This is a genomic window from Actinoplanes hulinensis, from assembly GCF_019429605.1.
GTDB classification, from domain to species: Bacteria; Actinomycetota; Actinomycetes; order Mycobacteriales; family Micromonosporaceae; genus Actinoplanes; species Actinoplanes campanulatus.
This window is the reverse complement of sequence record NZ_JAHXZI010000021.1, coordinates 57,892-79,383: the sequence shown is the minus strand read 5'-3', so window position 1 is coordinate 79,383 and position 21,492 is coordinate 57,892. Positions and strand designations below refer to the sequence as shown.

Genomic DNA, 21,492 nt, shown 5'->3' with positions numbered 1-21,492 from the left:
TATTGGGCTTGGACATGCATGAAAGGAGGGCCATACGCTCGCCGCACCAGTGACCCCCCTCACACCGGGAGTTTCCCGATGAAAATAACGCTCCCCGCGATCGGCCTCGCCGGACTGCTCGTCCTCGCCGGCTGCGGCGGCAACCTCGGCTCCGACGGTGACAGCGGCGCCACCGCCGCCTACCCGGAACGGGCCGTCACCCTGCTCATCGGCCAGGACGCCGGCGGCAGCACCGACCTCATCGGACGAGCCCTGGCCGACCCGGCGAGCAGGGACCTCGGGCAGCCGATCACCGTGCAGAACCGGCCCGGCGCCAACGGGGCGGTCGCCGCCAAGGAACTCGCCGCCGCCGAGAACGACGGGTACACGCTCATGGTCTTCGTGGGCTCGCTGGCCTACATCACGCCGCTGGCCGTACCGGCCGACCAGGCCGTCGACATCAACGACTACGAGGTGGTCAGCGGCATCTCGCAGGACGACTTCGTGCTGATCACCCACCCGAAGACCGGCTTCAAGACGATCAAGGACCTGGTCGGCGCCAAGCGGCCGATCAAGTTCGCCACCACCGGCGTCGGCACCGGCAGCCAGCTCACCCAGACGCTGCTGTTCGCCCAGGCCGGAGTGGACGCCACCGCCGTGCCGTTCAACGGCGGCGCCCCGGCGCTGACCGCCGTCCTCGGCGCCCAGGTCGACGTCGCCGCCGTCCAGCTCGGCGAGGCCAAGGAGCAGATCGAGGCGGGCAAGGCGGTCCCGCTGGTCACCTTCGCCACCCAGCGGCCCAGCTACATGCCGGACACCCCGACCGCTACCGAGGCCGGGTACAACGTGCCGGTCCAGCAGTCGCGGGCCGTCGTGGCGCCCAAGGGCACCCCGAAGGAGGTGCTCGACCGGCTGCGGGCGGCCTTCCAGAAGGGCTTCGCCGAGCAGGCGTACCGGGACTTCAACGCCAAGCGGCTGCTGACCGCGAACGAGGTGGACGGGGCGGCTCTCCGCCGGCAGTGGAACGGATCGCTGGAGACCTATCGTGGCCTCGTGGACCAGTACCAGATCAATCTGAGCGGTAAGTGACCGGCGAACCCGCCGGGCCGGCCGGCAACCTGATCGCCGCCGCCGTCGTGGTCCTCCTCGGCGGCGCGGCGATCGCCGGCTCCCTCTCCCTCGGCGCCGGCGACCCCTCCGAGCCCGGTCCCGGGACGTGGCCGCTGATCGTCGGCGTGGCACTGACCGGCCTCGGCATCGCCCTCGCCGTACAGGCCCGGCACTCCCGGGAGGCGGAACGGTTCACCCGCGGCGGCCTGCTCGTGCTCGCCGCGGTCGGCACGATGATCGGCTACGTCGCGGTGATCGCCACCATCGGCTTCGAGATCCCCACCGCGGTGCTGGCCCTCGTCTGGCTGCGCTTCCTCGGCCGGGAGACCTGGCGCGTCTCGATCGCCGTCAGTCTCGGCATCGTCGTCGTCCTCTACGCACTGTTCGTCGGCGCGCTCGACGTCACCATCCCCCATCTGTTCTGATCCCCCAGGAGGACCGTTGTCCTCGGTGCTCGACGGATTCGCCGTCGTCCTCGAACCGGAGAATCTGCTCTACTGCCTCGTCGGCGTCGTCATCGGCATGCTCATCGGCGTCCTGCCCGGCCTCGGCCCGGCCGCCACCATCGCCATCCTGCTCCCCGTCACCTACGGCATGGAGCCGGTCACCGCGATCATCATGCTGGCCGGCATCTTCTACGGCGCCCAGTACGGCGGCACCATCACCTCGGTCCTGCTGCGGCTGCCCGGCGAGGCCTCCTCGGTGGTCACCGTCTTCGACGGCCACGCGCTCGCCCGACAGGGCCGGGCCGGCGCCGCCCTCGGCATCGCCGCCATCGGCTCCTTCGTCGGCGGCACCCTCTCCATCGTGGCGCTCAGCCTCATCGCGCCGGTCGTCGCCGGATTCGCGCTCGACTTCGGGCCACCGGAATACACCGTGCTCGCCCTGCTCGGCATCATGCTGGTCGCCACCATCTCGACCGGCGGCCGGATCCGGGCACTCGCCGCCGCGAGCATCGGGTTGCTGCTCGCCACGGTCGGCCGGGACGACTTCACCAGCGCCGAACGGTTCACCTTCGGCACCCTGTCCCTCGCCGACGGGCTCGACTTCGTACCGATCGCGATGGGTCTTTTCGGGCTCGGCGAGATCCTCTACAACCTGGAGGAACGACACCGGGCCGTGCAGGCGCCGGCCGAGGTCACCAAGGTGTGGCCGAGCCGCGCCGACCTGCGGGAGTCGTCCGGCGCCATCGGCCGGGGCTCGGTCATCGGCTTCGCCCTCGGGATCCTGCCGGGCGGCGGGGCGGTGCTCTCCTCGCTCGCCGCGTACGCCATGGAGAAGCGTCGCTCCCCGCACCCGGAACGCTTCGGGCACGGCGCCATCGAGGGCGTCGCCGCACCGGAGAGCGCCAACAACGCGGCCGCCACCTCGTCGTTCATCCCGCTGCTGTCGCTCGGCATCCCCGCCAACGCCACCATGGCGGTGATCTTCGGGGCGCTGCTCATCCAGGGCGTGACGCCGGGCCCGCAACTGGTCACCGAACATCCGGAACTGTTCTGGGGCGTCGTCAACTCGATGTACCTCGGCAACGTCCTCTTGCTGATCATGAGTATTCCGCTGCTCGGCGTGTTCGTCCGCATACTGCGGGTCCGGGCCACCGTGCTGGCCCCGGTCACCGTGCTGATCACGCTGATCGGGGCGTACACGGTCAACAACAGCGTCTTCGACATCGGCCTGGTCATCGCGTTCGGGGTGCTCGGCTACCTGATGAAGAAGACCGGATTCGACCCCGGGCCGATGGTCCTCGCGTTCGTCCTCGGCAGCCTCCTGGAGACCTCGTTGCGGCGGTCCCTGCTGCTCTTCGACGGCGACCCGACCGGCTTCCTCACCCGGCCCATCTCCGGCGTCCTGTTCGCCGTCTTCCTGGCGGTGATCCTGCTGCCCTTGGCCCAGACCCTGCTCCGCCGTAGCGCCGGTCACGGCGAGACCTCCCCGGGTACCGCCAGGGTGGGTGAGCCGTGACCGCCTGCCCAGGGTGTCCACCGCGTACCGGGGCAAAGGGGGTGGGCGACGGCGGAAGTCCTGGCTGGACCACGTCAGGGCAGGAACAGGGGCATCGCTTCGGTGAGCTGGGCGCGCCAGTGGGGAAGTGGGGCGATGCCCGTTCCGGACCAGCGGACGTGCGACAGGACGCTGTAGGCGGGGCGGCGAGCCGGGCGCGGGAACCGGTCGCTCGTGGTGGGACGGACCCGGCCGGGGTCGAGGCCGGCCTCCTCGAAGACCGCCCGGGCCAGGCCGAACCACGTCGTGGAGCCGGCGGCGGTGCCGTGGTACGCGCCGGGGGCGGCATCGCCCGCGACGGCGGCGCGGGACAGTGCCACCAACTGCCTCGCCAGGGCGTAGGACCAGGTGGGTGGGCCTTCCTGGTCGTCGACCACGTCCAGGGTGTCGCGGGTGGCGGCCAGGGTGAGCATGGTGCGGACGAAGTTGGGGCCGTGTTCGCCGTAGAGCCAGGCGGTGCGGACCACGTAGCCGCCGGAGTCGAGGACGGCCCGTTCGCCGATCGCCTTGCCGCGGCCGTAGGCGTTGATCGGGGCGTGCGCGGTGTCCTCGGGGATCGGGGTGGTCGCGGAGCCGTCGAAGACGTAGTCGGTGGAGACGTGGATGAGGCGTTTGCCGGCGATGTGCGCGAGCAGCCGGACGGCGAGCCCGTTGATCGCGGTGGCGCTCGCCTCGCCGGTCTCGGCGCCGTCGACGTTCGTCCAGGCGGCGGTGTTGAGGACGATGTCGGCGCCGGCCACCGCGTCGCGGACCTCGACCGGGTCGGTGATGTCCAGGTCGGCGCGGGTGGCGGCGACCACATCGGTCTCGCCGGACTCGGCCAGGACCCTCTGGAGGTCGCGGCCGAGCATCCCGCCGGCCCCGGTGATCAGCCAGCGCAGGCCGGCGGCGGGCGCGGGGCCGGCGGGCGGCATCAGAGGCCGGCCCGGGACTTGAGGGGTTCCCACCAGGCGCGGTTGTCGCGGTACCAGGCGACCGTGGCGGCCAGGCCGTCCGCCAGGCCGACCCGCGGCGAGTAGCCCAGCTCCTCGCTGATCTTGCTGATGTCCAGGGAGTAGCGGCGGTCGTGGCCCTTGCGGTCGGCGACCGGGCGGACCATGTCCCAGCCGGCGCCGCACGCCTCCAGGAGACGCCCGGTCAGCTCGCGGTTGGACAGCTCGGTGCCGCCGCCGATGTGGTAGACCTCGCCGGACCGGCCCTTCTCCAGCACCAGTTGGATGCCGCGGCAGTGGTCGGCGACGTGCAGCCAGTCGCGGATGTTGCCGCCGTCGCCGTAGAGCGGGACCGGTTTGCCGTCCAGCAGGTTGGTGACGAAGAGCGGGATGACCTTCTCCGGGAACTGGTGCGGCCCGTAGTTGTTGGAGCAGCGGGTGACCACCACGTCCATGCCGTGGGTGCGGTGCGCGGCCAGGGCGAGCAGGTCGGAGCCGGCCTTGGAGGCGGCGTACGGCGAGTTCGGCGCGAGTGGCCAGGTCTCGGTCCACGAGCCCTCGGCGATCGAGCCGTACACCTCGTCGGTGGAGACGTGCACGAAGCGGCCGACCCCGGCGGCGCGGGCCGCGTCGAGGAGGACCTGGGTGCCGAGCACGTTGGTGGTCACGAACGGGAGCGCGCCCGAAATCGATCGATCCACGTGTGATTCGGCGGCGAAATGGACGACCGCGTCGTGGCCGGGGAGTAAGTCCCGGAGGAGATCAGAATCGGAAATGTCTCCCTCTATGAAACGCAGTCGGGAATCCGACAGTGGGAGGTTGTCACGATTTCCTGAATAGGACAACAGATCCAGAACGGTCACCGACGCACCGGCCATGCCCGCGTACTCGTCCTGCAAGAGGGCCCTGACGTAGGCCGATCCGATGAAACCGGCACCACCGGTCACGAAAATCTGCACGAGTGGCGAGTGTAGACGGTTGGCGGACCCTGATTAGGGTCGCCCGGTGCGCGGAATTCTGCTCGCCGGGGGGACCGGCTCACGGCTGTGGCCCATCACCATGGCCATGTCCAAACAGCTGATGCCCATCTTCGACAAACCGATGATCTACTACCCGCTGTCCACGCTGGTGTCGGCCGGGGTCCGCGAGATCCTGGTGATCACGACGCCCGAGGACCAGCCGCACTTCCACCGGCTGCTCGGTGACGGGAGCCGGTTCGGCCTGGAGCTGACCTACGCGGTGCAGCCGCGGCCGGACGGCATCGCCCAGGCCTTCCGGATCGGCGCCGGCTTCATCGGTGACGAGCCGGTGGCGCTGATCCTGGGCGACAACATCTTCCACGGGCTGGGCGGCTTCACCGAGCCCTCCGGCGGCCGGGTGTTCGCCTACCCGGTGGCCGACCCGGAGCGGTACGGCGTCGTGGAGTTCGACGACGACGGCCGGGTGCTGTCGATCGAGGAGAAACCCGAGAAGCCCAAGTCGACGTACGTGGTCCCCGGCCTGTACTTCTACGACGCCGACGTGGTGGAGATCGCCGGCCGGCTGGTGCCGAGCGACCGCGGCGAACTGGAGATCACCGCGGTGAACGAGGAGTACCTGCGCCAGGGCCGGCTCGACGTGACGGTGCTGGACCGGGGCACGGTGTGGCTGGACACCGGCACGTTCCAGTCGATGGTTCAGGCGTCCGAGTACGTCCGGGTGATCGAGGAGCGGCAGGGCCTGAAGATCGGCTGTGTCGAGGAGGCGGCCTGGCGGGCCGGGTTCATCTCCGGCGATCAGCTGCGTGAGCTGGCCGATCCGCTGCTGAAGAGCGGGTACGGGCAGTACCTCGTCCGGCTCCTGGACGGGGGCCTGCGATGAAGATCCGCCCGCTGGGCATCGAGGGCGCCTTCGAGGTCACCCCGGTGCAGCACGGCGACGACCGGGGCCGTTTCCTGGAGTGGTACCGGTTCGACGCGCTGGCCGAGGCGGTCGGGCATCCGCTCGACCTGGCCCAGGCGAACCTGTCGACGTCGGCGCGCGGTGTGGTCCGCGGCATCCACTTCGCCGATGTGCCCCCGGGTCAGGCGAAGTACGTGACGTGTGTGTCCGGCGCGGTCCTCGACGTGGTCGTGGACATCCGTGTCGGATCGCCGACGTTCGGCTCCTGGGAGGCGGTCCGGCTGGACGACGAGGACCGGCGCGCCGTCTATCTGGCCGAGGGTCTGGGGCACGGGTTCTGCGCCCTGACCGAGGGGGCGACGGTGGCGTACCTGTGCTCGTCCACCTACCGCCCGGGCCGCGAGCACGGGATTCATCCGCTTGATCCGGAACTCGGCATTGCCTGGCCGGTGGGGGAACCCGTACTGTCCGCCAAGGACGCCGCCGCGCCGGATCTGGGGGAGGCGGGCGCGAAAGGTCTGCTCCCGCGTTACGACGCATGTAACAGGTTTGTCGAAACATTGCGTCGGATTGACGACAGTCGATAGTTGACAATGCCGGATAGTCCGAGTTGGACACCTTCCGACGTATCGGTTCCCGGCATCATCCGAATCGCCATTTCCGTCGCACGTAAAGCTGTAGCGCGGACCTGGGGGCATTGAGAGTCTGTCTCATGTGTCCCGTGGGTTTCATCCATGGGAAGGTTCCGGGGTGCCCGAGCGCCCGGATTAGTGGATCATGAGTCCAACGCAGTGTGGGGGCAAGGCGTGCAGACAATTGAATCCGTGGAGACCGTCGACCTCGCGGCGACGGCTTCGCAGCTCAAGGCCCGCTCCAAGGCCAGTGCGGCCCGTAGCGGATGGCAGAGCCGGTATGCCTGGACCCTCTACCTCATCGACTTCGGCGTCGGCCTCTGCGCCTCCTCCGGGGCGCTGCTGCTGCGGTTCGGCGCCTCCGGGACCGATCCGCACCAGCGTGATTACCTGCTGTTGACCCTGCTATTACCGATCGCATGGGTCACGTGCCTCGCGATCAACAGAGCGTACGAGCCCCGTCACCTCTTCGTGGGCACCGAGGAGTACGCCCGGGTATTCCGCGCCGGATTGGCGTTGACCGCCGCTCTGGCCATTGTCTCCTTCGCGTTCGATCTGCGTTTGGCTCGCGGTTATGTGAGCATCGCGATGCCGCTCGCCATCCTGGTCGACCTCGGCGCCCGTTACATCTACCGGCAGCGCCTGCACCGGTCCTGGGCCCGCGGCCGGCATCTCAACCGGGTGGTGCTGGTCGGCCACGAGCGGGCCGTCATCGACATGACCCGCCGGCTGAGCCGCGAGCGCTACCACGGCCTCGGCGTGATCGGCGCCTGCCTGCCGCCCGGCCCGGCCCGCACCGCGGCCACCCCGGGCCTGCCCCCGCTGTACGGGACGTTCGACGACGTCGCCACGGCGGTCGCCCGCTCCGACGCCGACACCGTCATCGTGCTCTCCTGCCCGGAGATCGACGGGCCCGCGCTGCGCCGCCTCGCCTGGCAGCTGGAGCGCGACGACGTCGACCTCATCGTGGCCAGCACCCTGGTCGACGTGGCCGGCGACCGCACCACCATCCGCCCGGTCGACGGCCTGCCGATGCTGCACGTCGAGCACCCACGGCTCAAGGGCAGCGCCCGCGCGGTCAAGGAGATCTTCGACCGGGTCGGCGCCATGCTGCTGCTGTTGCTCGCCTCGCCGGTCCTGGCGACGGTCGCCGCACTGGTCCGGTTCCTGCCCGGCGGCCGCGGCCCGGCCATCTTCAAGCAGGAGCGGGTCGGCAAGGACGGCCGCCTGTTCACGCTGTACAAGTTCCGCACCATGCAGGTCGACGCCGAGGCCCGCCTCTTCGAGCTGGGCGACCTCAACGACACCGACGGCGCGCTGTTCAAGATGCGACAGGACCCGCGGATCACGCCGATCGGCCGCTGGCTGCGCCGGTTCTCCGTCGACGAGCTGCCCCAGCTGATGAACGTGGTGAAGGGCGACATGTCACTGGTCGGCCCACGCCCGCCGCTGGCCAAGGAGGTCGCCGACTACCCGGCCGACATGCGCCGCCGGCTGGTGGTGAAACCCGGACTCACCGGCCTGTGGCAGGTCTCCGGACGGTCCGACCTGTCCTGGGAGGAGTCCATCCGGCTCGACCTCACCTACGTCGAGAACTGGTCGCTCGCCATGGATCTGGCCATCCTCTTCCGTACCGTGAGCGCGGTGGTGCGCAGTTCGGGGGCGTACTGATGAGGCTCACCGTCATCGGCACCGGCTATCTCGGCGCCACCCACGCCATCTGCATGGCCGTCATGGGCCACGAGGTCCTCGGCGTCGACGTCGACACCTCCAAGATCGAGAAGCTCGCCTCCGGCCAGGTGCCGTTCTTCGAGCCCGGCCTGCCCGAGCTGCTCACCAAGGCGCTGGACTCCGGCCGGCTGCGGTTCACCACCTCGTTCGCCGAGGCCGGCGACTTCGGCGACGTGCATTTCATCTGCGTGGGCACGCCCCAGCAGGCGGATTCCGAGGCCGCCGATCTGACGTACGTGGACGCGGCCGTCACCATGCTCGCGCCCTGCCTGCGCCGCCGCGCCCTGGTGGTCGGCAAGTCCACCGTCCCGGTCGGCACGGCGGCCCGCCTCGCCGGGCTGCTGCGCGAGCTGGCCCCGGCCGGGAACGAGGCGGAGCTGGCGTGGAACCCGGAGTTCCTGCGCGAGGGCTTCGCCGTCGACGACACGATGCGGCCCGACCGGCTCGTCCTCGGGGTCACCTCGGCGTGGGCCGAAGAGCGCCTGCGCGACGCCTTCGAGCCGGTGCTCGCCCAGGGCGTGCCGGTGAAGGTGACCGACCTCCAGACCGCCGAGCTGGTGAAGGTGGCGGCCAACTCGTTCCTGGCCACCAAGATCTCCTACATCAACGCGATGGCCGAGATCTGCGAGGCCACCGGCGCCGACGTGCACGACCTGGCCGAGGCGCTGGCCTACGACGACCGGATCGGCGGCCGGTTCCTGCGGCCCGGGCTCGGCTTCGGCGGCGGCTGCCTGCCCAAGGACATCCGGGCGTTCGCGCACCGGGCCGAGGAGCTGGGTGTCGGCCAGGCGGTCGGGTTCCTGCGCGAGATCGATGGCATCAACCGGCGACGGCGCGCCCGTACCGTGGATCTGGTCGTGGAGATCTGCGGCGGTGACGTGGCCGGCAAACGGGTGGCCGCGCTGGGCGCCGCGTTCAAGCCGAACTCCGACGACATCCGCGACGCGCCCGCCCTCGACGTGGCCGAGCGGCTGCGGGCCGCCGGCGCCACGGTGGTCGTCTACGACCCCGCCGCTCTGGAGAGCGCCCGGCGCGCGCACCCCGGCCTGGAGTACTCGACCAGCGCCCTGGACGCGGCCCGTGGCGCCGACGTCGTGGTGCTGCTGACCGAGTGGAACGAGTTCCGCGAGATCGCGCCGTCCGCGATGGCCGCCGTGGTCCGCCACCGCAAGATCGTCGACGGGCGGCACGCGCTCGACCCGGCCGGCTGGCGGGCCGCCGGCTGGGAGTACCGGGCGCTCGGCCGGCCCACCGTGGCACCCCTCGAAAAGGAGCACCGTAGGTGAACAGCACGGAGACGGTCGCGGTCGTCGTCGTCACGTACAACAGCGAGCGCCTGCTCGCCGACCTGCTCTCCTCGCTCGGGCCCGGCCTCGACGGCGTCGACTGGCACCTGACCGTCGCCGACAACGACTCGGCCGACGACACGGTGGCCACGCTGCGGCGGCTGGCGCCGGACGCCACCGTCGTCGAGATGGGCCGTAACGCGGGCTACGCGGCCGGCATCAACGCCGCCGTCGCCAAGTCCGGCCCGTTCACCGCGGTGCTCGTGCTCAACCCCGACGTCCGGCTGACCCCCGGCTGCATCCGGGCGCTGCTCGGCGTCCTGCGCACCGAGGGGACCGGCATCGCCGTACCCTTGCTGCTCGACGGTGACGGCGAGCTCATCGAGACCATGCGCCGCGAGCCGGCGGTACGCCGCATCCTCGGCGACGCGTTCCTCGGCGCCGGCCGGGCCGGCCGGATCCCGGCCCTCGGCGAGGTCGTCACCGACCCGCGCCGCTACCGGGCCGAGACGGTCACCGACTGGGCCGAGGGCTCCACCATGCTGATCAGCGCGGAGTGCTGGGAGGCGATCGCACCCTGGGACGAGTCGTTCTTCCTCTACTCCGAGGAGACCGACTTCGCCCTGCGCGCCCGCGACGCGGGCTTCGTCACCCGGTTCACCCCGGCGGTCCACGCCGTCCACCTGGAGGGCGACTCGCGGGTCTCACCCGCGCTGTGGGCGCTGCTCAGCGTCAACCGGGTGCGTCTCTACAGCCGCCGCCACAACCGGCTGCTCGCGGTGGCCTTCTGGGCGGCGCTGCTGCTGCGGGAGAGCAGCCGTGCGGTGCTCGGCAAGGCGCCCAGCCGGCGCGCGGTCCGCTCCCTGGTGAGCCCGGCCCGGCTCCGGGAGACCCCGGGCCCGCACACGGTCCACGGCCGCGCGTCAGCGTAGCCGTTTGATCACACCGACGGTCTCCAGCTTGAGACGGGACATCGGGGACGGGCCCTGGAGCGCCTCGTCGCGCAGGGAACCCGGGGTGTCGTCGTTGCGGACCGTGTAGCGGGGCTGCAGCCACTGCGTGGCACGGGCGGGGCGGCGGTCGCTGGTGAAGACGCGGGTGTAACCGAGGCGCCGCATGCGGGTGAGAAGCGTGCGGTCGTACCGGCCGAGCGGGCACGCCGCCGTCGACACGTCGGCGCCGACCACCTCGGTGAGGCGCTCGCGGGCGGTGACCAGCTCCTCGTCGGACGCGGCCGGGTCCAGACCCCGCCATGGAACGTGCCGCATGCCGTGCGTGCCGACGGTCATGCCGCTGCGGTGCAGCAGCCGGACCTCCTCCGGGCCGAGGCTGCCGGGGCTGTCGAGCCGGCCGGCGAGAACGAAGAAGTCGGCGGTCAGGCCACGCCGGAGCAGGGCGGGCAGGCCGATCCCGACATCCGAGGTGTTGCTGTCGTCGAAGCTGATCCGCAGGCCGGGCCAGTCGCGGATCTCGTCGAGGACGGCGCCGAACAGTTCCTCGCTGATCCAGTACCGGTCCTCACCGGGCTCGAGCTCCCGCTGCGGGGTGCCGATGCCGTGGAAGCAGACGTTGATGACCGAGTCGTTAGCCATGATTCCCTAGGAGTCGGATTGCCGGGAGGATTCGTCGCGGCCCCATGCGGCGCCGCCGTCATCGGCCCGTTTCGCGGCGACCGCCGCCAGCACGGTGATCGCCACGTAGCAGAGCGCCGCGGGAGCCAGCCACGGCCGCGGCAGGACGACGTCGCGCAGCCAGGAGGACCGGTCCGCGGACCGGACCGGCACGGTGACCTCTCCACGGGCCGCCGCCGCGCGCATCGCGGCGTTGCCGCCGCGGACACGGACCAGACGGCGGATCAGGTCGCCGGTGCGGCGCGGGGTGGCGACCTTCGAGGTGTAAGCCGTGACGTGCGCCTTCTCCTCGCGGGCGAACTGTGAGTCGAGGAAGAGGTCGTCGGCGACCAGGTCGGGGAACCGCCCGAACCGGGCCCGCCCCTTCTCCGACAGCGCCACCACACCCCGCCCGAACAGGCCGTCGCGCAGCACCGGCAGCCGCCCGTGGATCGCGTAGTACGCGCGCACCGGCAGCGGCCGCCCGGAGACGTCGAGTTCCCGGCCGACCGTGGCGGCCGGCGCGTTCTCCAGGGCCGCGGTGAGCGATCGCACCGCGGCGGTGGTCAGTACCACGTCGGCGTCCAGGTAGACGCGCGGGAATCCGGCGGCGGCCTCGTCACCGGCGTTGAGGGCCGGGGACTTCCCGGCGGTCGCCAGGTCGATGACGCGTACGCCCGGGCGGCTCCGGGCGACCGCGACGGTGTCGTCGGTGCACCCGTTGGCGACCACGGTGATGTCGAACTCGCCGGGCCGCGCGTCGCTCAGCAGCGCGTCCAGGCAGCGCCCGATCACCGCCGCCTCGTCGTGCGCGGCGATGACGATGCTGGTCATCCCTGCTTCTCCGGGGCCGGTTCGGTGCTGCCGGTGCGCTGCCGGGGGATCCGGGCGCCGGTCGTGGGCGGCGGCAAGCGCTTGGCGAGCAGCCGCCGGAAGACCGCGGCGTACGGCCCGGCCTGGTGCTCCCAGGACAGCAGGCCGAGGAACCGCTCGCGGCCCAGCTTGCGCATCCGCTGCCGCCGCGCGGGATCGTCGAGCAGCTCGTCGATGGCCTCGGCGAACTCCCCGGGGGCGCCGGCCGGCACGTAGACGCCGGCGTCACCGAGGGTGCGGCGGGTCTCGGTCAGGTCGGCCGCGATCACCGGCAGTCCGCGGCCCACGTACTCGACGGTCTTCGCCATGGTCGACAGGTCGTTCATCCGGGTCGGCAGGTCCGGCTGGACCGCGATGACCGCCTCGCGCAGCAGCTCGTCGACGGCCGGGCCGTCGAGCCAGCCGGTGAACTCGACCAGGTCCTCGACCTTGCGCTCGGCGGCGAGGCGGCGCACCGACGGCATGCTCTCGCCGTCACCGGCCAGGATCATCCGCCAGCCGGTGCGGCCCCGCCGGCGGGCCAGCTCCTCGGCGGCCAGCACGACGCCCTCGACGTTGTCCTGTGGGCCGAAGACACCGAGGTAGACGACGTTCAGCACGCCGTCGGCGGGGGTGACCTCGTCGGGTTCGCCGGTGATCTCGCGGCCGGCCGGTCCGTTGCGGACCACGGTCACCTTCTCCGGCCGGACACCCCGGCGGACCGCGTTGTCCTTGAACGACTCGTTGGTGGCGACCACCTCGGTCGCCGTGCGCAGGGTGAGCCACTCCATCGCGACCAGGATCCGGGTGACCCACCGGTTGGGTTCCCGGGCGACGCCGTCGCTGCCCACCCGGGACGCGTAGACCTCCGGGCACAGGTCGTGGTGGTCGAAGACCCACGGCCGGCCGAGGGCGCGCAGCAGCAGGGCGAGCGGCCAGTAGACGTCCGGCGGGTTGCAGACCTGGACGGCGTGCGCGCGCCCGGCCAGGATCTCGCCGATCAGGCGGACCGCGATGCAGAGGAAGGACCAGGCGAACTCGACGGCGAAGGTCAGCACGCCACTGCCGTAGACCTTCACCGGGTACGGCCTGAGCCGGGTGTTCCGGCTGCCCGGCAGCACGCGCAGGCTCTTGTCACCGCGTGGCGCGATGACGGTCACCTCGAATCCCGCGGCCTCCAGGGTCAGGCACTCACGGATCACCCGGCGGTCGCGCTCGGCCGGCAGATTGGCGATGAGGATGGTGATGTGCGGGTTTCGAGCCATCGACGCGTTCGTCTCCTTCGAAGTCCGCCGACGACAGTGCCAAGTGGACGCTCGGCGGAGCAACCGGCTGTCCGGCCGGGGCTGAGTCATCCTTTCACCGGCGGCAACCCATAGACCGACATCAGTGAAAAAATCGGGTAGGACGTACGTCGGCGGACATCACGGAGATTGTCCGTACATGATGGATCGACGGTTGCCATCAAATTCGCCGATATGGGGGGATCCCTTGTGGATCTTCGGCAAATGCGAAACGGTTTGTCAGCTTTATGACAAGGCCTCGGGTTCATGTTCGATGGGAGCCGTCCGGCCGGTTGCCTAAGATCGGGGATGCGGTGGAAACTTGGCCACTGCTGCCGTCTCGCGGATCCGTGTCGTGACAGGTCGGCGATTCGACCCGATGACGAGAGGGAAACCGTGGACCTCTGGGACCTGACCAGGCTGCTGCTCCGCCGGTGGTATTTCGCCGTGCCGATGCTGCTGGCCTCGGTCGCGGTGGTGGCCGGTGCCGCCCAGACGGTGGCCCCCGACTACAAGGCCATGGGCTACATGCAGCTGATCCCGGCGCCCAGCACCGGCAAAGCGCCGAACCCGAACGCCAAGCCCCGGCCGGCGAACCCGTGGCTCGACCTGGGTTACGCGGCCCTGGGCAACGCGGCCGCCCTCACCGTCACCAACACGACGACGCTGGAGAAGCTGGCCGCCGAGGGGTATTCGGACAGCATCACCGTGGTCCTCAACGAGCGCACCCCGCTCTTCGAGATCGAGGTCGTCGGTGACAGCCGGGAGCAGGCCTCCGGCACCGTGCAAAAGATCATCAAGCTGCTCCAGGACGACATCGAGGCCAAGCAGAAGCAGTACGGCACCCTCGCCGAGGACACCATCTCCACCCTGGTGATCAACGACGGCAGCGCGCCCGAAGTGGACAGCGGCACCCGCAAACGGGTGCTCATCGTGGCGGCCGGCCTCGGCGTGCTGCTGACGACCGCGTCCACCATCGCGCTGGACTACTGGCTGCGCCGCCGCGCGAGCCGCCGTGACGGCTCCCCGGGCACGCCGGCCGACACCGAGCCCACCCCGTCGGAGGCGGCGTCCTCCTCGTCGGAGCGGACCCAGGTCATCCGGCCGCAGCCGCCGGCCCAGCCCGCGCGCAACAACGTCTACACCGGCGAGCGCCGGTCCGAGGAGCAGCGCAACGGGGAGGCCCGTAAGCGGAGCGCGCCGGGCCACCGGGCCGTGCCGGACGCGCCGGTGGACTCCACCGTCGTGCTGCCGGTGTCGCACCCGTCGCACCGTTCCTGAGCCGGCCGGCCATGGCGGCGCCGACACTGCACCATCCGGTCGATCTCGAGCCGTCCCTGATCGCGCCGGGCACGTACACGTCCCGCCGTCTGCGGGTGCGACTGGACGTGGCCGGGGTCATCTGCCTGCTGTTCTGCCTGCTCTACGGGCTGCCGGCCACCCTGATCGTGCCGGCGCTGACCTTCGCCGGCCGGCCCGCGCTGCTGCTGGCGCTGGCGCTGTTCGCCTGGTGGGTCCTGGCGCGCCTGAGCCCGCAACTGCTGATGATCGGGCCGCAGCCGTTGCGCTGGGCCTGCCTGTTCTACCTGATGTCGATCCTGGCGTCGTGCATCGCCGGGATGCTGCGAGGCCTGCCCACCCTGGAGGCCAACGGCCAGACCTTCACGTTGCTGATCACGTTCCAGTTCCTCGGGCTGGTGCTGATGGCGGCCGACGGGATCGCCAACTGGGCCCGGCTTCGCAAGATCATTCAGGTGTTCGTCTGGGCGGCCGCGTTCATGTCGCTGGTCGGGCTCATCCAGTCGCTGTTCGAGTACGACGTCGCCCAGCACCTCGTGGTGCCCGGCCTGGAACTCAAGTCGGATCTGGCCGACTTCCAGAAGCGCGGTGACGGCCTCTTCCGGGTCGCCGGCACCGCGACCCACTACATCGAGTTCAGCACGGTCCTCGCCATGGCCGTACCCTTCGGTCTGCACTTCGCCCGCTTCGCGAAGAGCCGGCGCAGCCGGATCATGTTCGGCGCGCTGACGCTGGTCATCGCGGTGGCGATCCCGATCGCGATCTCGCGGACCGGCGTGGTGGCCCTCGGCGTCGCCTTCCTGGTCATGTTCATCACCGCGTGGAACTGGCGGGTCCGCTACAACCTGGCGGTGATCAGCATCGCCGTGATGGGCGCGATGAGTGTGGTCCGCCCGGGCCTGCTCGGCACCCTCAAGTCGATGTTCCTGTGGGTGGAGGCGGACCCCAGCATCGAGGGGCGCACCAAGGACTACGAGTACATCGCCCACTGGTTCTCCCAGCGCCCCTGGCTGGGCCGGGGTCCGGGCACGCTGATCCCGGACCTCTACATCATCCTCGACAACCAGTGGCTCTACACCCTGGTGACCTGCGGGATCATCGGTGTCCTGGCGCTGGCCACGCTGCACCTCACCTGCATCGTGCTGGCGTCGGTCGCGCTGCGCCGCTCGCAGTCGGAGGAGGACCGGCATCTCTGCGCGGCCCTGATCGCCACGCAGGTGCTGGCCATCGTGGTCGGCGGCACCTTCGACTCGCTCGGGTTCACCACCTTCGCCTTCACCCTGGCCGCGCTGTCCGGCCTGTGCGGGGCGGTGTGGCGCTTCACCCATCCGCGGCGCACCGTCCGGACCTCCACGGTGCGCCGCATTCTGGGCTGAGGGCAGCTCAGCCGCACTCGGTGATCTTCTTGGTCTCCTTCTTGATCCGGCCGGTCGCCCAGTCGTAGGTGACGACCGCGTTGCCGCCCCACTCGCCGATCTCGCTGCAGGTGACCTCGACCGGGCCGTACGCCGCCGTGCCCTGAACGATCTTGTTGCCGGTCACCGAGGAGAACTGGCCGCCGCCCAGCCGTAGTGCGTATCCACCGCCGGCCAGCAGGTTGTCGTCGACCGCCCCGCCGTTGTTGCCCTGGGCGTCCGGGATGAAGATCGGCGCGGTGGGGCAGTCGTCCTGCCGCTGGTCGATGGTGTTGTGCCGCAGGGTGATGTGCGGGCCGCCGTAGCCCTGCACGCCGTCGCCGTGCGGGTCCTCGCTGGCGCAGAGGCCGGGTGGGACGGCGAGTTGGACGAACGAGTCCTCGATGAGGATCGGCCCGGCGCCCGCGCTGCTGCTGCCGCCGGCCCGGAAGCCCTCGATCCGGTTGATGATCTTGCAGCGCCGGCAGGTGAAGTCGGCGGTGCCGACGGCGAACTCGCCGTTGGTGGTGAACTCCTGGCCGGGCGGGTTGACCGCCTCCAGCCCGATCATGGTGAGCGGCCCGTAGATGCGGTCGCCGACGAAGTTGTTGATCTGGCCGTAGACCCGGCTGTTGCGGATGGTGACGTTGTCCGCCTGCACCGTGATGCTGCCCTTGACCAGGTAGTTCTCGATCGTGGTGCCGGCCTTGGTGATCTTCAGGTCGCCCTCGACGGTCTTCTTCGGCGCCCATCCGGCGGGCACGCCGGCGCACGACTCCGTCGGGTAGGCCGGCAGCGCGCAGCTCCCACCACCCGCCGGGCGGGCCGTCGACCGGCTGGGCGACGCGGACGCCTTGGCACTGGCCGAGGCGGAGGCGGTGGTGGCCGGGCCGAGCGACAGGCTGGGCCGTGCCGAGACCGGCACGGACGGGGCGCCGACGGAGGCGGCCGGTGGCCCGGCGGGCTGGGCGGCGCTGGTGTTCGCCGGTTCCGCGCCGGGCGCGAACCGGTAGACGGCGGCGCCCGCGGTGGCGGCGACGACGGCGGCGGCCGTGGCGGCGATGGCGATCCAGGGCCGGCGCCGGCGGTGCCCGCCGGGCGTCTGCTGCTGATTCACGACGGTTCTTCCCTCCGATGTCACTTCGGATGGTCCATTGACCGGCTCGTTCACGGTGACAGACAAGAGTAAATGCAATGCGGCACGCCGGGGGCCGGCTATTCGCGCCCGACAGGCTCTATTTCCCGGCCGTTCAGCGGGTTCCGTCGAGTGTGGACGGGATGACATGTTTTCGCGCGGGTCGCCGTGCACCGTAACGGATCATGGCCGGACTTCCGGCGCTCTGACGGGAATCCGCCAGAGCCGGGTGTGCCGGCGTTTCGGCGCGGTACGGTCTGCGCGATCGCGAACTTGAAGGGGATTCCGTTTTGGGTGTTCGGGTAGTGCCCATCACCGCCGACGACGTCCGGATGGTCGCGGAGTTCCTCCACGCCAATCTCAACACCCGCGTCCCCGTCGAGGACTGGGTCCGCGCCGTCGACGTGCCGTGGAAGGTGGACGCTCCCGACCACGGGCGGATGCTTCTCGACGACGACGGGGCGGTGGCCGGCGCGCTGCTCGCCTTCTACTCGGAGCGGGAGATCGGCGGGCACACCGAACGGTTCTGCAACCTCGGGGCCTGGTGTGTGCTGCCGGAGCACCGGTTCCACAGCCTGAAACTGCTCAAGGCGCTGCTCGCCCAGCCTGGCTACCACTTCACCGACCTCTCGCCGAGCGGCAACGTCGTGCCGATCAACACCCGGCTCGGCTTCACCCCTCTGGACACCGCGACCGCCCTGGTGCCCAACCTGCCGTGGCCGGCCGTTCCGGGCCGCCGCCGGGTCACCGCCGACCCGGACCGCATCCGCCGCGCGCTCACCGGCCCCACCCTGGCCCGCTACCTGGACCACGCCGACGCGCCCGCCGCCCGGCACGTGCTGCTGACCGACGGCGCCGAGTCGTGCCTGGTGATCTTCCGACGGGACCGGCGCAAGGGCCTGCCGTTGTTCGCCTCGATCCTCTACGTCAGCGATCCCGCCCTGTTCCGCCGGATGCGCCGCCGGCTGTTCAGCCACCTGCTGCTGCGCCACGGCGTGCCGCTCACCCTCGCCGAGCTGCGGGTGACCGGCCCGCGCCCCGCGCTGTCGCGGCTGCTGGGCTCGCCCCGGCACAAGATGTTCCGCAGCGGGAGCCTGGGCCCGGACGACATCGACTACCTCTACAGCGAGCTGGTCAGCCTCAACTGGTGAGTCCACCGGACACCGACGACAAGGACACAACCGCACCATGCGTACCCGACTGCATGAGATCGTCGCCGAGGCCGCCGCCCGGCGCGGTGACGCTCCCGCGCTGACCTACGGAGACGAGACCCTCGACTATGCCGGCCTCTGGGCCGGCGTCCGCCGGGTGGCCGGTGGCCTGCGCCGGCTCGGCCTGGCCGACGGCGAACGGGTGGCGGTCTGGACCGAGAAGCGGATCGAGGCGGTCCAGGCGATCTTCGGCGTGTCCGCGGCCGGCGGTGTGTTCGTGCCGGTCAACCCGATGCTGAAAGCCCGGCAGGTGGCCTACATCCTTGCGGACTGCTCGGTCCGGATCCTGATCACCACCCCCGAGCGGTACGCGCTGATCCGCGACGAGCTGGAGCAGGTCAAGTCGGTCGAGACCGTGGTGCTGGTCGGCGACGAGTCCTGGACCGACATGGTCGCCGGCGAGCCGGAGCCGCCGCTGCCGGGCGGCGTGGACGTGGACGTGGCGGCCATCCTCTACACCTCGGGCAGCACCGGCCGGCCCAAGGGCGTGGTGCTGTCGCACCGGAACCTGCTCGTCGGCGGCGACAGCGTCAGCCGGTACCTGGACAACCGGCCCGGCGACGTGCTCCTGGCCGCCCTGCCGCTCAGCTTCGACGCCGGGTTCAGCCAGCTCACCACCGCCTTCACCGTCGGCGCGCACGTGGTGCTGATGAACTACCTGCTGGCCCGCGACGTCGTCCGGCTCTGCGCCCGGCATCAGGTCACCGGCCTGACCTGCGTGGCCCCGCTGTGGCTGCAACTGGCCGAGCAGAAGTGGCCGGAGGAGGCGACCCGCGCGCTGCGGTACTTCGCCAACACCGGCGGCCGGATGCCGAAGGCCACGCTGGAGCGGCTGCGCGGGCACTTCCCGGCCGCCCGTCCGTTCCTCATGTACGGGCTGACCGAGGCGTTCCGCTCCACCTACCTCGACCCGGCCGAGGTGGACCGGCGTCCCGACTCGATCGGCAAGGCCATCCCCAACGCCGAGATCCTGGTGCTGCGCCCGGACGGCACGCCCACCGGCCCCGGTGAGGAGGGGGAGCTGGTGCACCGGGGCGCGCTGGTGGCCCTCGGCTACTGGAACGATCCGCAGCGCACCGCCGAGCGTTTCCGTCCCCTGCCGGGCCGGGAGGGCGAGCTGGTTCCCGAGATCGCGGTCTTCTCCGGTGACACGGTGATCCGCGACGAGGAGGGCTTCCTCTACTTCGTGGGCCGTACCGACGACATGATCAAGACGTCCGGATACCGCGTCAGCCCCACCGAGATCGAAGAGGTGGCCTACGACAGCGGCCTGGTGCGCGACGCCGTCGCCCTCGGCCTGCCGGACGACACGCTCGGGCAGCGGGTGGTGCTGGTGGCCAGCCCACCGGACGGCGCCGAGCTGGACACCGCCGCCCTGACCGCGGTGTTCAAACGGGAGCTGCCGCTCTACATGGTTCCCCGGGCGATCGTGGCGCGGCCGGTGCTGCCCCGCTCGCCGAACGGAAAGTTCGACCGCAACCTGATCCGCCAGGAGCTGACCCCATGAGCGAGCTTGCGAGCGAATCATTCAGCACAGTCGTCAAGTCATTGCGACGCCGGAGCGCAGCGGAGGTGGCGCAATGACCGACAACGCGACGGCGGCGGCCTTCGGCCGGGACGCCGGCCGGCTCAGCGTCGGCGGGGTGCCCGTCGACCGGCTCGCCGAGAGAGCCGGCAGCACACCCTTCTTCGCGTACGACCGGCGGCTGCTCACCGAGCGCATCGGGCTGCTGCGGGCCACCCTGCCGCCCGAGGTGAAGCTGAGCTACGCGGTGAAGGCCAATCCGATGCCGGCCGTGGTGCAGCACCTCGCCGGCCTGGTCGACGGCCTCGACGTGGCCTCCGCGCTGGAGATGCGCACCGCCCTGGACACCACGGTGCCGCCGGAGCGGATCAGCTTCGCCGGCCCCGGCAAGACCGACGCCGAGCTGCGTTCGGCGATCGCCGCCGGGGTGACCGTGGAGATGGAGTCGGAGAACGAGGCCGACCGGGTCGCCGCGCTGGGCCGGGTCCTCGGCATCCGGCCGCGGGTCGCGGTGCGCGTCAACCCGGACTTCGCGGTCAAGGGCTCCGGGATGCGGCTCGGCGGCGGCCCGCAGCAGTTCGGCGTGGACGCCGAGCGGGTGCCGGCGCTGCTGAAGGACCTGGAGCGGGCGGACGTCGACTTCCTCGGCTTCCACATCTTCGCCGGCTCGCAGAACCTGCACGCCGACATCCTCGCCGAGGCCCAGCAACGGACCGTCGACCTGGCCGTCCGGCTGGCCGGGGAGTCGCCGCTGCCGGTGCGGTACCTGAACCTCGGCGGCGGGTTCGGGATCCCGTACCACGACCGGGACGTGCCGCTGGACCTCGCCGCGATCGGCGCCAACCTCACCGAGCTGGTGGCCGGGCCGATCCGGGCCGGGCTGCCGCGGGCGCGGGTCGCGATCGAGCTCGGGCGCTACATCGTCGGCGAGGCCGGAGTGTACGTGACCCGCGTGGTCGACCGCAAGGAGTCGCGCGGCACGACGTTCCTGGTCGTCGACGGCGGCCTGCACCACCAGCTGGCCGCGTCCGGGAACTTCGGCCAGGTCATCCGGCGCAACTATCCGCTCGGCGTGGCCACCCGGATCGACGGCGAGCCGGAGGAGACGGTGACCGTGGTGGGCTGCCTGTGCACCCCGCTGGACCTGCTGGGCAAGGACGTTTCGCTGCCCCGGGCCGGTGTCGGCGACCTGATCGTCCTGTTCCAGGCCGGCGCGTACGGGCTCACCGCGAGCCCGACCGCGTTCCTCGGTCATCCGGCCCCCGCCGAGATGCTGCTCTGAGCAACGACAACCGGAAGGAAAGTCACGTGAGTGTCACCAGTGCGGACAACCTGGCCGAGGTGCGGGCGCTGCTCGTCTCGGTGCTCGGCATCGAGGACCGGGCCGCCACGCTGGACGCGGCCACCCCTCTGCTGGGCAGCCTGCCGGAGTTCGACTCGATGGCGGTGCTGGAGATCGTCGCGGGGATCGAGGAGCGGTTCGGGATCAGCGTCGACGACGACGAGGTGACCGCCGAGCTGTTCGAGACGCTGGGCAGCCTGGCCGCGTTCGTCGACGAGAAGAGAAGCTGACCGTCCATTGCGGTACGTCCTCCGAACGGGGGACTCGGCGACGACTGACGGCGGTCCAA

Annotated in this window: 20 protein-coding genes; 14 read left to right on the top strand and 6 right to left on the bottom strand. The window is 71.0% G+C overall.

The genetic code is table 11. The annotated features are described in order from the left end of the window. Positions 1-78: 78 nt before the first annotated feature. Genes KZ829_RS33500 through KZ829_RS33490 form a run of 3 tightly spaced genes read left to right on the top strand, consistent with a single transcriptional unit; the run spans position 79 to position 3,051 of the window. A complete protein-coding gene (locus tag KZ829_RS33500) occupies positions 79-1,068 on the top strand; it encodes a tripartite tricarboxylate transporter substrate binding protein (RefSeq protein WP_220147844.1) in 990 nt (329 codons plus the stop codon). Continuing rightward, a complete protein-coding gene (locus KZ829_RS33495; RefSeq protein WP_220147843.1) occupies positions 1,065-1,514 on the top strand; it encodes a tripartite tricarboxylate transporter TctB family protein in 450 nt (149 codons plus the stop codon). The genes KZ829_RS33500 and KZ829_RS33495 overlap by 4 nt, the downstream gene beginning before the upstream one ends. A 25-nt stretch (positions 1,515-1,539) precedes the next feature. Then, complete coding sequence (locus KZ829_RS33490; RefSeq protein WP_308285773.1) at positions 1,540-3,051, top strand: tripartite tricarboxylate transporter permease; 1,512 nt, start codon at positions 1,540-1,542, stop codon at positions 3,049-3,051. 74 nt (positions 3,052-3,125) lie between these two features. Here KZ829_RS33490 and rfbD read toward each other — a convergent pair whose 3' ends face one another. Next, positions 3,126-4,004 carry a dTDP-4-dehydrorhamnose reductase gene (gene rfbD, locus KZ829_RS33485; protein ID WP_220147842.1) on the bottom strand — a complete coding sequence of 293 codons (879 nt, stop codon included), beginning with the start codon at positions 4,002-4,004 and terminating at the stop codon, positions 3,126-3,128. Then, positions 4,004-4,981, bottom strand: a complete 978-nt coding sequence (gene rfbB, locus KZ829_RS33480; RefSeq protein ID WP_220147841.1) for a dTDP-glucose 4,6-dehydratase — start codon at positions 4,979-4,981, stop codon at positions 4,004-4,006. The genes rfbD and rfbB overlap by 1 nt, the downstream gene beginning before the upstream one ends. 46 nt (positions 4,982-5,027) lie before the next feature. Between rfbB and rfbA the strand changes: the two genes are divergently transcribed. The 5 genes from rfbA (at position 5,028) to KZ829_RS33455 (ending at position 10,484) form a co-directional block, all read left to right on the top strand. Continuing rightward, positions 5,028-5,882: a glucose-1-phosphate thymidylyltransferase RfbA gene (gene rfbA, locus KZ829_RS33475; RefSeq protein WP_220147840.1), complete on the top strand. Its 855-nt coding sequence runs from the start codon at positions 5,028-5,030 to the stop codon at positions 5,880-5,882. Next, a complete protein-coding gene (locus KZ829_RS33470; protein WP_220147839.1) occupies positions 5,879-6,490 on the top strand; it encodes a dTDP-4-dehydrorhamnose 3,5-epimerase family protein in 612 nt (203 codons plus the stop codon). The genes rfbA and KZ829_RS33470 overlap by 4 nt, the downstream gene beginning before the upstream one ends. Positions 6,491-6,727: 237 nt before the next feature. After that, entirely contained in the window at positions 6,728-8,206 is a 1,479-nt protein-coding gene (locus KZ829_RS33465; protein WP_308285765.1) for a sugar transferase, read from the top strand. Continuing rightward, the gene (locus tag KZ829_RS33460; protein ID WP_372453949.1) at positions 8,131-9,552 is read left to right on the top strand and encodes a UDP-glucose dehydrogenase family protein; all 1,422 of its coding nucleotides are present in this window, start codon (positions 8,131-8,133) and stop codon (positions 9,550-9,552) included. Before KZ829_RS33465 ends, KZ829_RS33460 begins: the two co-directional genes overlap by 76 nt. Next, positions 9,549-10,484: a glycosyltransferase gene (locus KZ829_RS33455; protein ID WP_220147836.1), complete on the top strand. Its 936-nt coding sequence runs from the start codon at positions 9,549-9,551 to the stop codon at positions 10,482-10,484. The genes KZ829_RS33460 and KZ829_RS33455 overlap by 4 nt, the downstream gene beginning before the upstream one ends. Here KZ829_RS33455 and KZ829_RS33450 read toward each other — a convergent pair. Genes KZ829_RS33450 through KZ829_RS33440 form a run of 3 tightly spaced genes read right to left on the bottom strand, consistent with a single transcriptional unit; the run spans position 10,476 to position 13,279 of the window. Further along, a complete protein-coding gene (locus tag KZ829_RS33450; RefSeq protein WP_220147835.1) occupies positions 10,476-11,144 on the bottom strand; it encodes a polysaccharide deacetylase family protein in 669 nt (222 codons plus the stop codon). The genes KZ829_RS33455 and KZ829_RS33450 overlap by 9 nt on opposite strands. A 6-nt stretch (positions 11,145-11,150) precedes the next feature. Next, positions 11,151-11,996 carry a glycosyltransferase family 2 protein gene (locus KZ829_RS33445; RefSeq protein WP_220147834.1) on the bottom strand — a complete coding sequence of 282 codons (846 nt, stop codon included), beginning with the start codon at positions 11,994-11,996 and terminating at the stop codon, positions 11,151-11,153. After that, positions 11,993-13,279, bottom strand: coding sequence for a glycosyltransferase family 4 protein (locus tag KZ829_RS33440; protein WP_220147833.1), 1,287 nt, complete (start codon positions 13,277-13,279; stop codon positions 11,993-11,995). Before KZ829_RS33440 ends, KZ829_RS33445 begins: the two co-directional genes overlap by 4 nt. Before the next feature lie 414 nt (positions 13,280-13,693). Here KZ829_RS33440 and KZ829_RS33435 point away from each other — a divergent pair, with 414 nt between their 5' ends. Continuing rightward, positions 13,694-14,578: a hypothetical protein gene (locus KZ829_RS33435; RefSeq protein ID WP_220147832.1), complete on the top strand. Its 885-nt coding sequence runs from the start codon at positions 13,694-13,696 to the stop codon at positions 14,576-14,578. A gap of 11 nt (positions 14,579-14,589) precedes the next feature. Continuing rightward, positions 14,590-15,972: an O-antigen ligase family protein gene (locus KZ829_RS33430; RefSeq protein WP_220147831.1), complete on the top strand. Its 1,383-nt coding sequence runs from the start codon at positions 14,590-14,592 to the stop codon at positions 15,970-15,972. A gap of 7 nt (positions 15,973-15,979) precedes the next feature. Here the strand turns inward: KZ829_RS33430 and KZ829_RS44225 are convergent, their stop codons facing one another. Beyond that, entirely contained in the window at positions 15,980-17,107 is a 1,128-nt protein-coding gene (locus tag KZ829_RS44225) for a hypothetical protein (protein ID WP_220147830.1), read from the bottom strand. A gap of 323 nt (positions 17,108-17,430) precedes the next feature. Here KZ829_RS44225 and KZ829_RS33420 point away from each other — a divergent pair, with 323 nt between their 5' ends. From KZ829_RS33420 to KZ829_RS33405, 4 genes are all read left to right on the top strand, one after another. Further along, a complete protein-coding gene (locus tag KZ829_RS33420; protein ID WP_220147829.1) occupies positions 17,431-18,276 on the top strand; it encodes a hypothetical protein in 846 nt (281 codons plus the stop codon). A 37-nt stretch (positions 18,277-18,313) separates the two neighbouring features. After that, entirely contained in the window at positions 18,314-19,843 is a 1,530-nt protein-coding gene (locus tag KZ829_RS33415) for an acyl-CoA ligase (AMP-forming), exosortase A system-associated (protein WP_220147828.1), read from the top strand. Positions 19,844-19,916: 73 nt separating this feature from the next. Further along, positions 19,917-21,143: a pyridoxal-dependent decarboxylase, exosortase A system-associated gene (locus KZ829_RS33410; protein WP_220147827.1), complete on the top strand. Its 1,227-nt coding sequence runs from the start codon at positions 19,917-19,919 to the stop codon at positions 21,141-21,143. 26 nt (positions 21,144-21,169) lie between these two features. Then, complete coding sequence (locus tag KZ829_RS33405) at positions 21,170-21,433, top strand: acyl carrier protein (protein ID WP_220147826.1); 264 nt, start codon at positions 21,170-21,172, stop codon at positions 21,431-21,433. Positions 21,434-21,492: the final 59 nt, after the last annotated feature.

Bases quoted from the DNA above. Each gene is read 5' to 3' on its own strand.
- KZ829_RS33500 (WP_220147844.1), top strand. From the start codon at position 79: ATGAAAATAACGCTCCCCGCGATCGGCCTCGCCGGACTGCTCGTCCTC.
- rfbD (WP_220147842.1), bottom strand. From the start codon at position 4,004: ATGCCGCCCGCCGGCCCCGCGCCCGCCGCCGGCCTGCGCTGGCTGATC.
- KZ829_RS33470 (WP_220147839.1), top strand. From the start codon at position 5,879: ATGAAGATCCGCCCGCTGGGCATCGAGGGCGCCTTCGAGGTCACCCCG.
- KZ829_RS33450 (WP_220147835.1), bottom strand. From the start codon at position 11,144: ATGGCTAACGACTCGGTCATCAACGTCTGCTTCCACGGCATCGGCACC.
- KZ829_RS33445 (WP_220147834.1), bottom strand. From the start codon at position 11,996: ATGACCAGCATCGTCATCGCCGCGCACGACGAGGCGGCGGTGATCGGG.
- KZ829_RS33440 (WP_220147833.1), bottom strand. From the start codon at position 13,279: ATGGCTCGAAACCCGCACATCACCATCCTCATCGCCAATCTGCCGGCC.
- KZ829_RS33430 (WP_220147831.1), top strand. From the start codon at position 14,590: ATGGCGGCGCCGACACTGCACCATCCGGTCGATCTCGAGCCGTCCCTG.
- KZ829_RS33415 (WP_220147828.1), top strand. From the start codon at position 18,314: ATGCGTACCCGACTGCATGAGATCGTCGCCGAGGCCGCCGCCCGGCGC.
- KZ829_RS33410 (WP_220147827.1), top strand. From the start codon at position 19,917: ATGACCGACAACGCGACGGCGGCGGCCTTCGGCCGGGACGCCGGCCGG.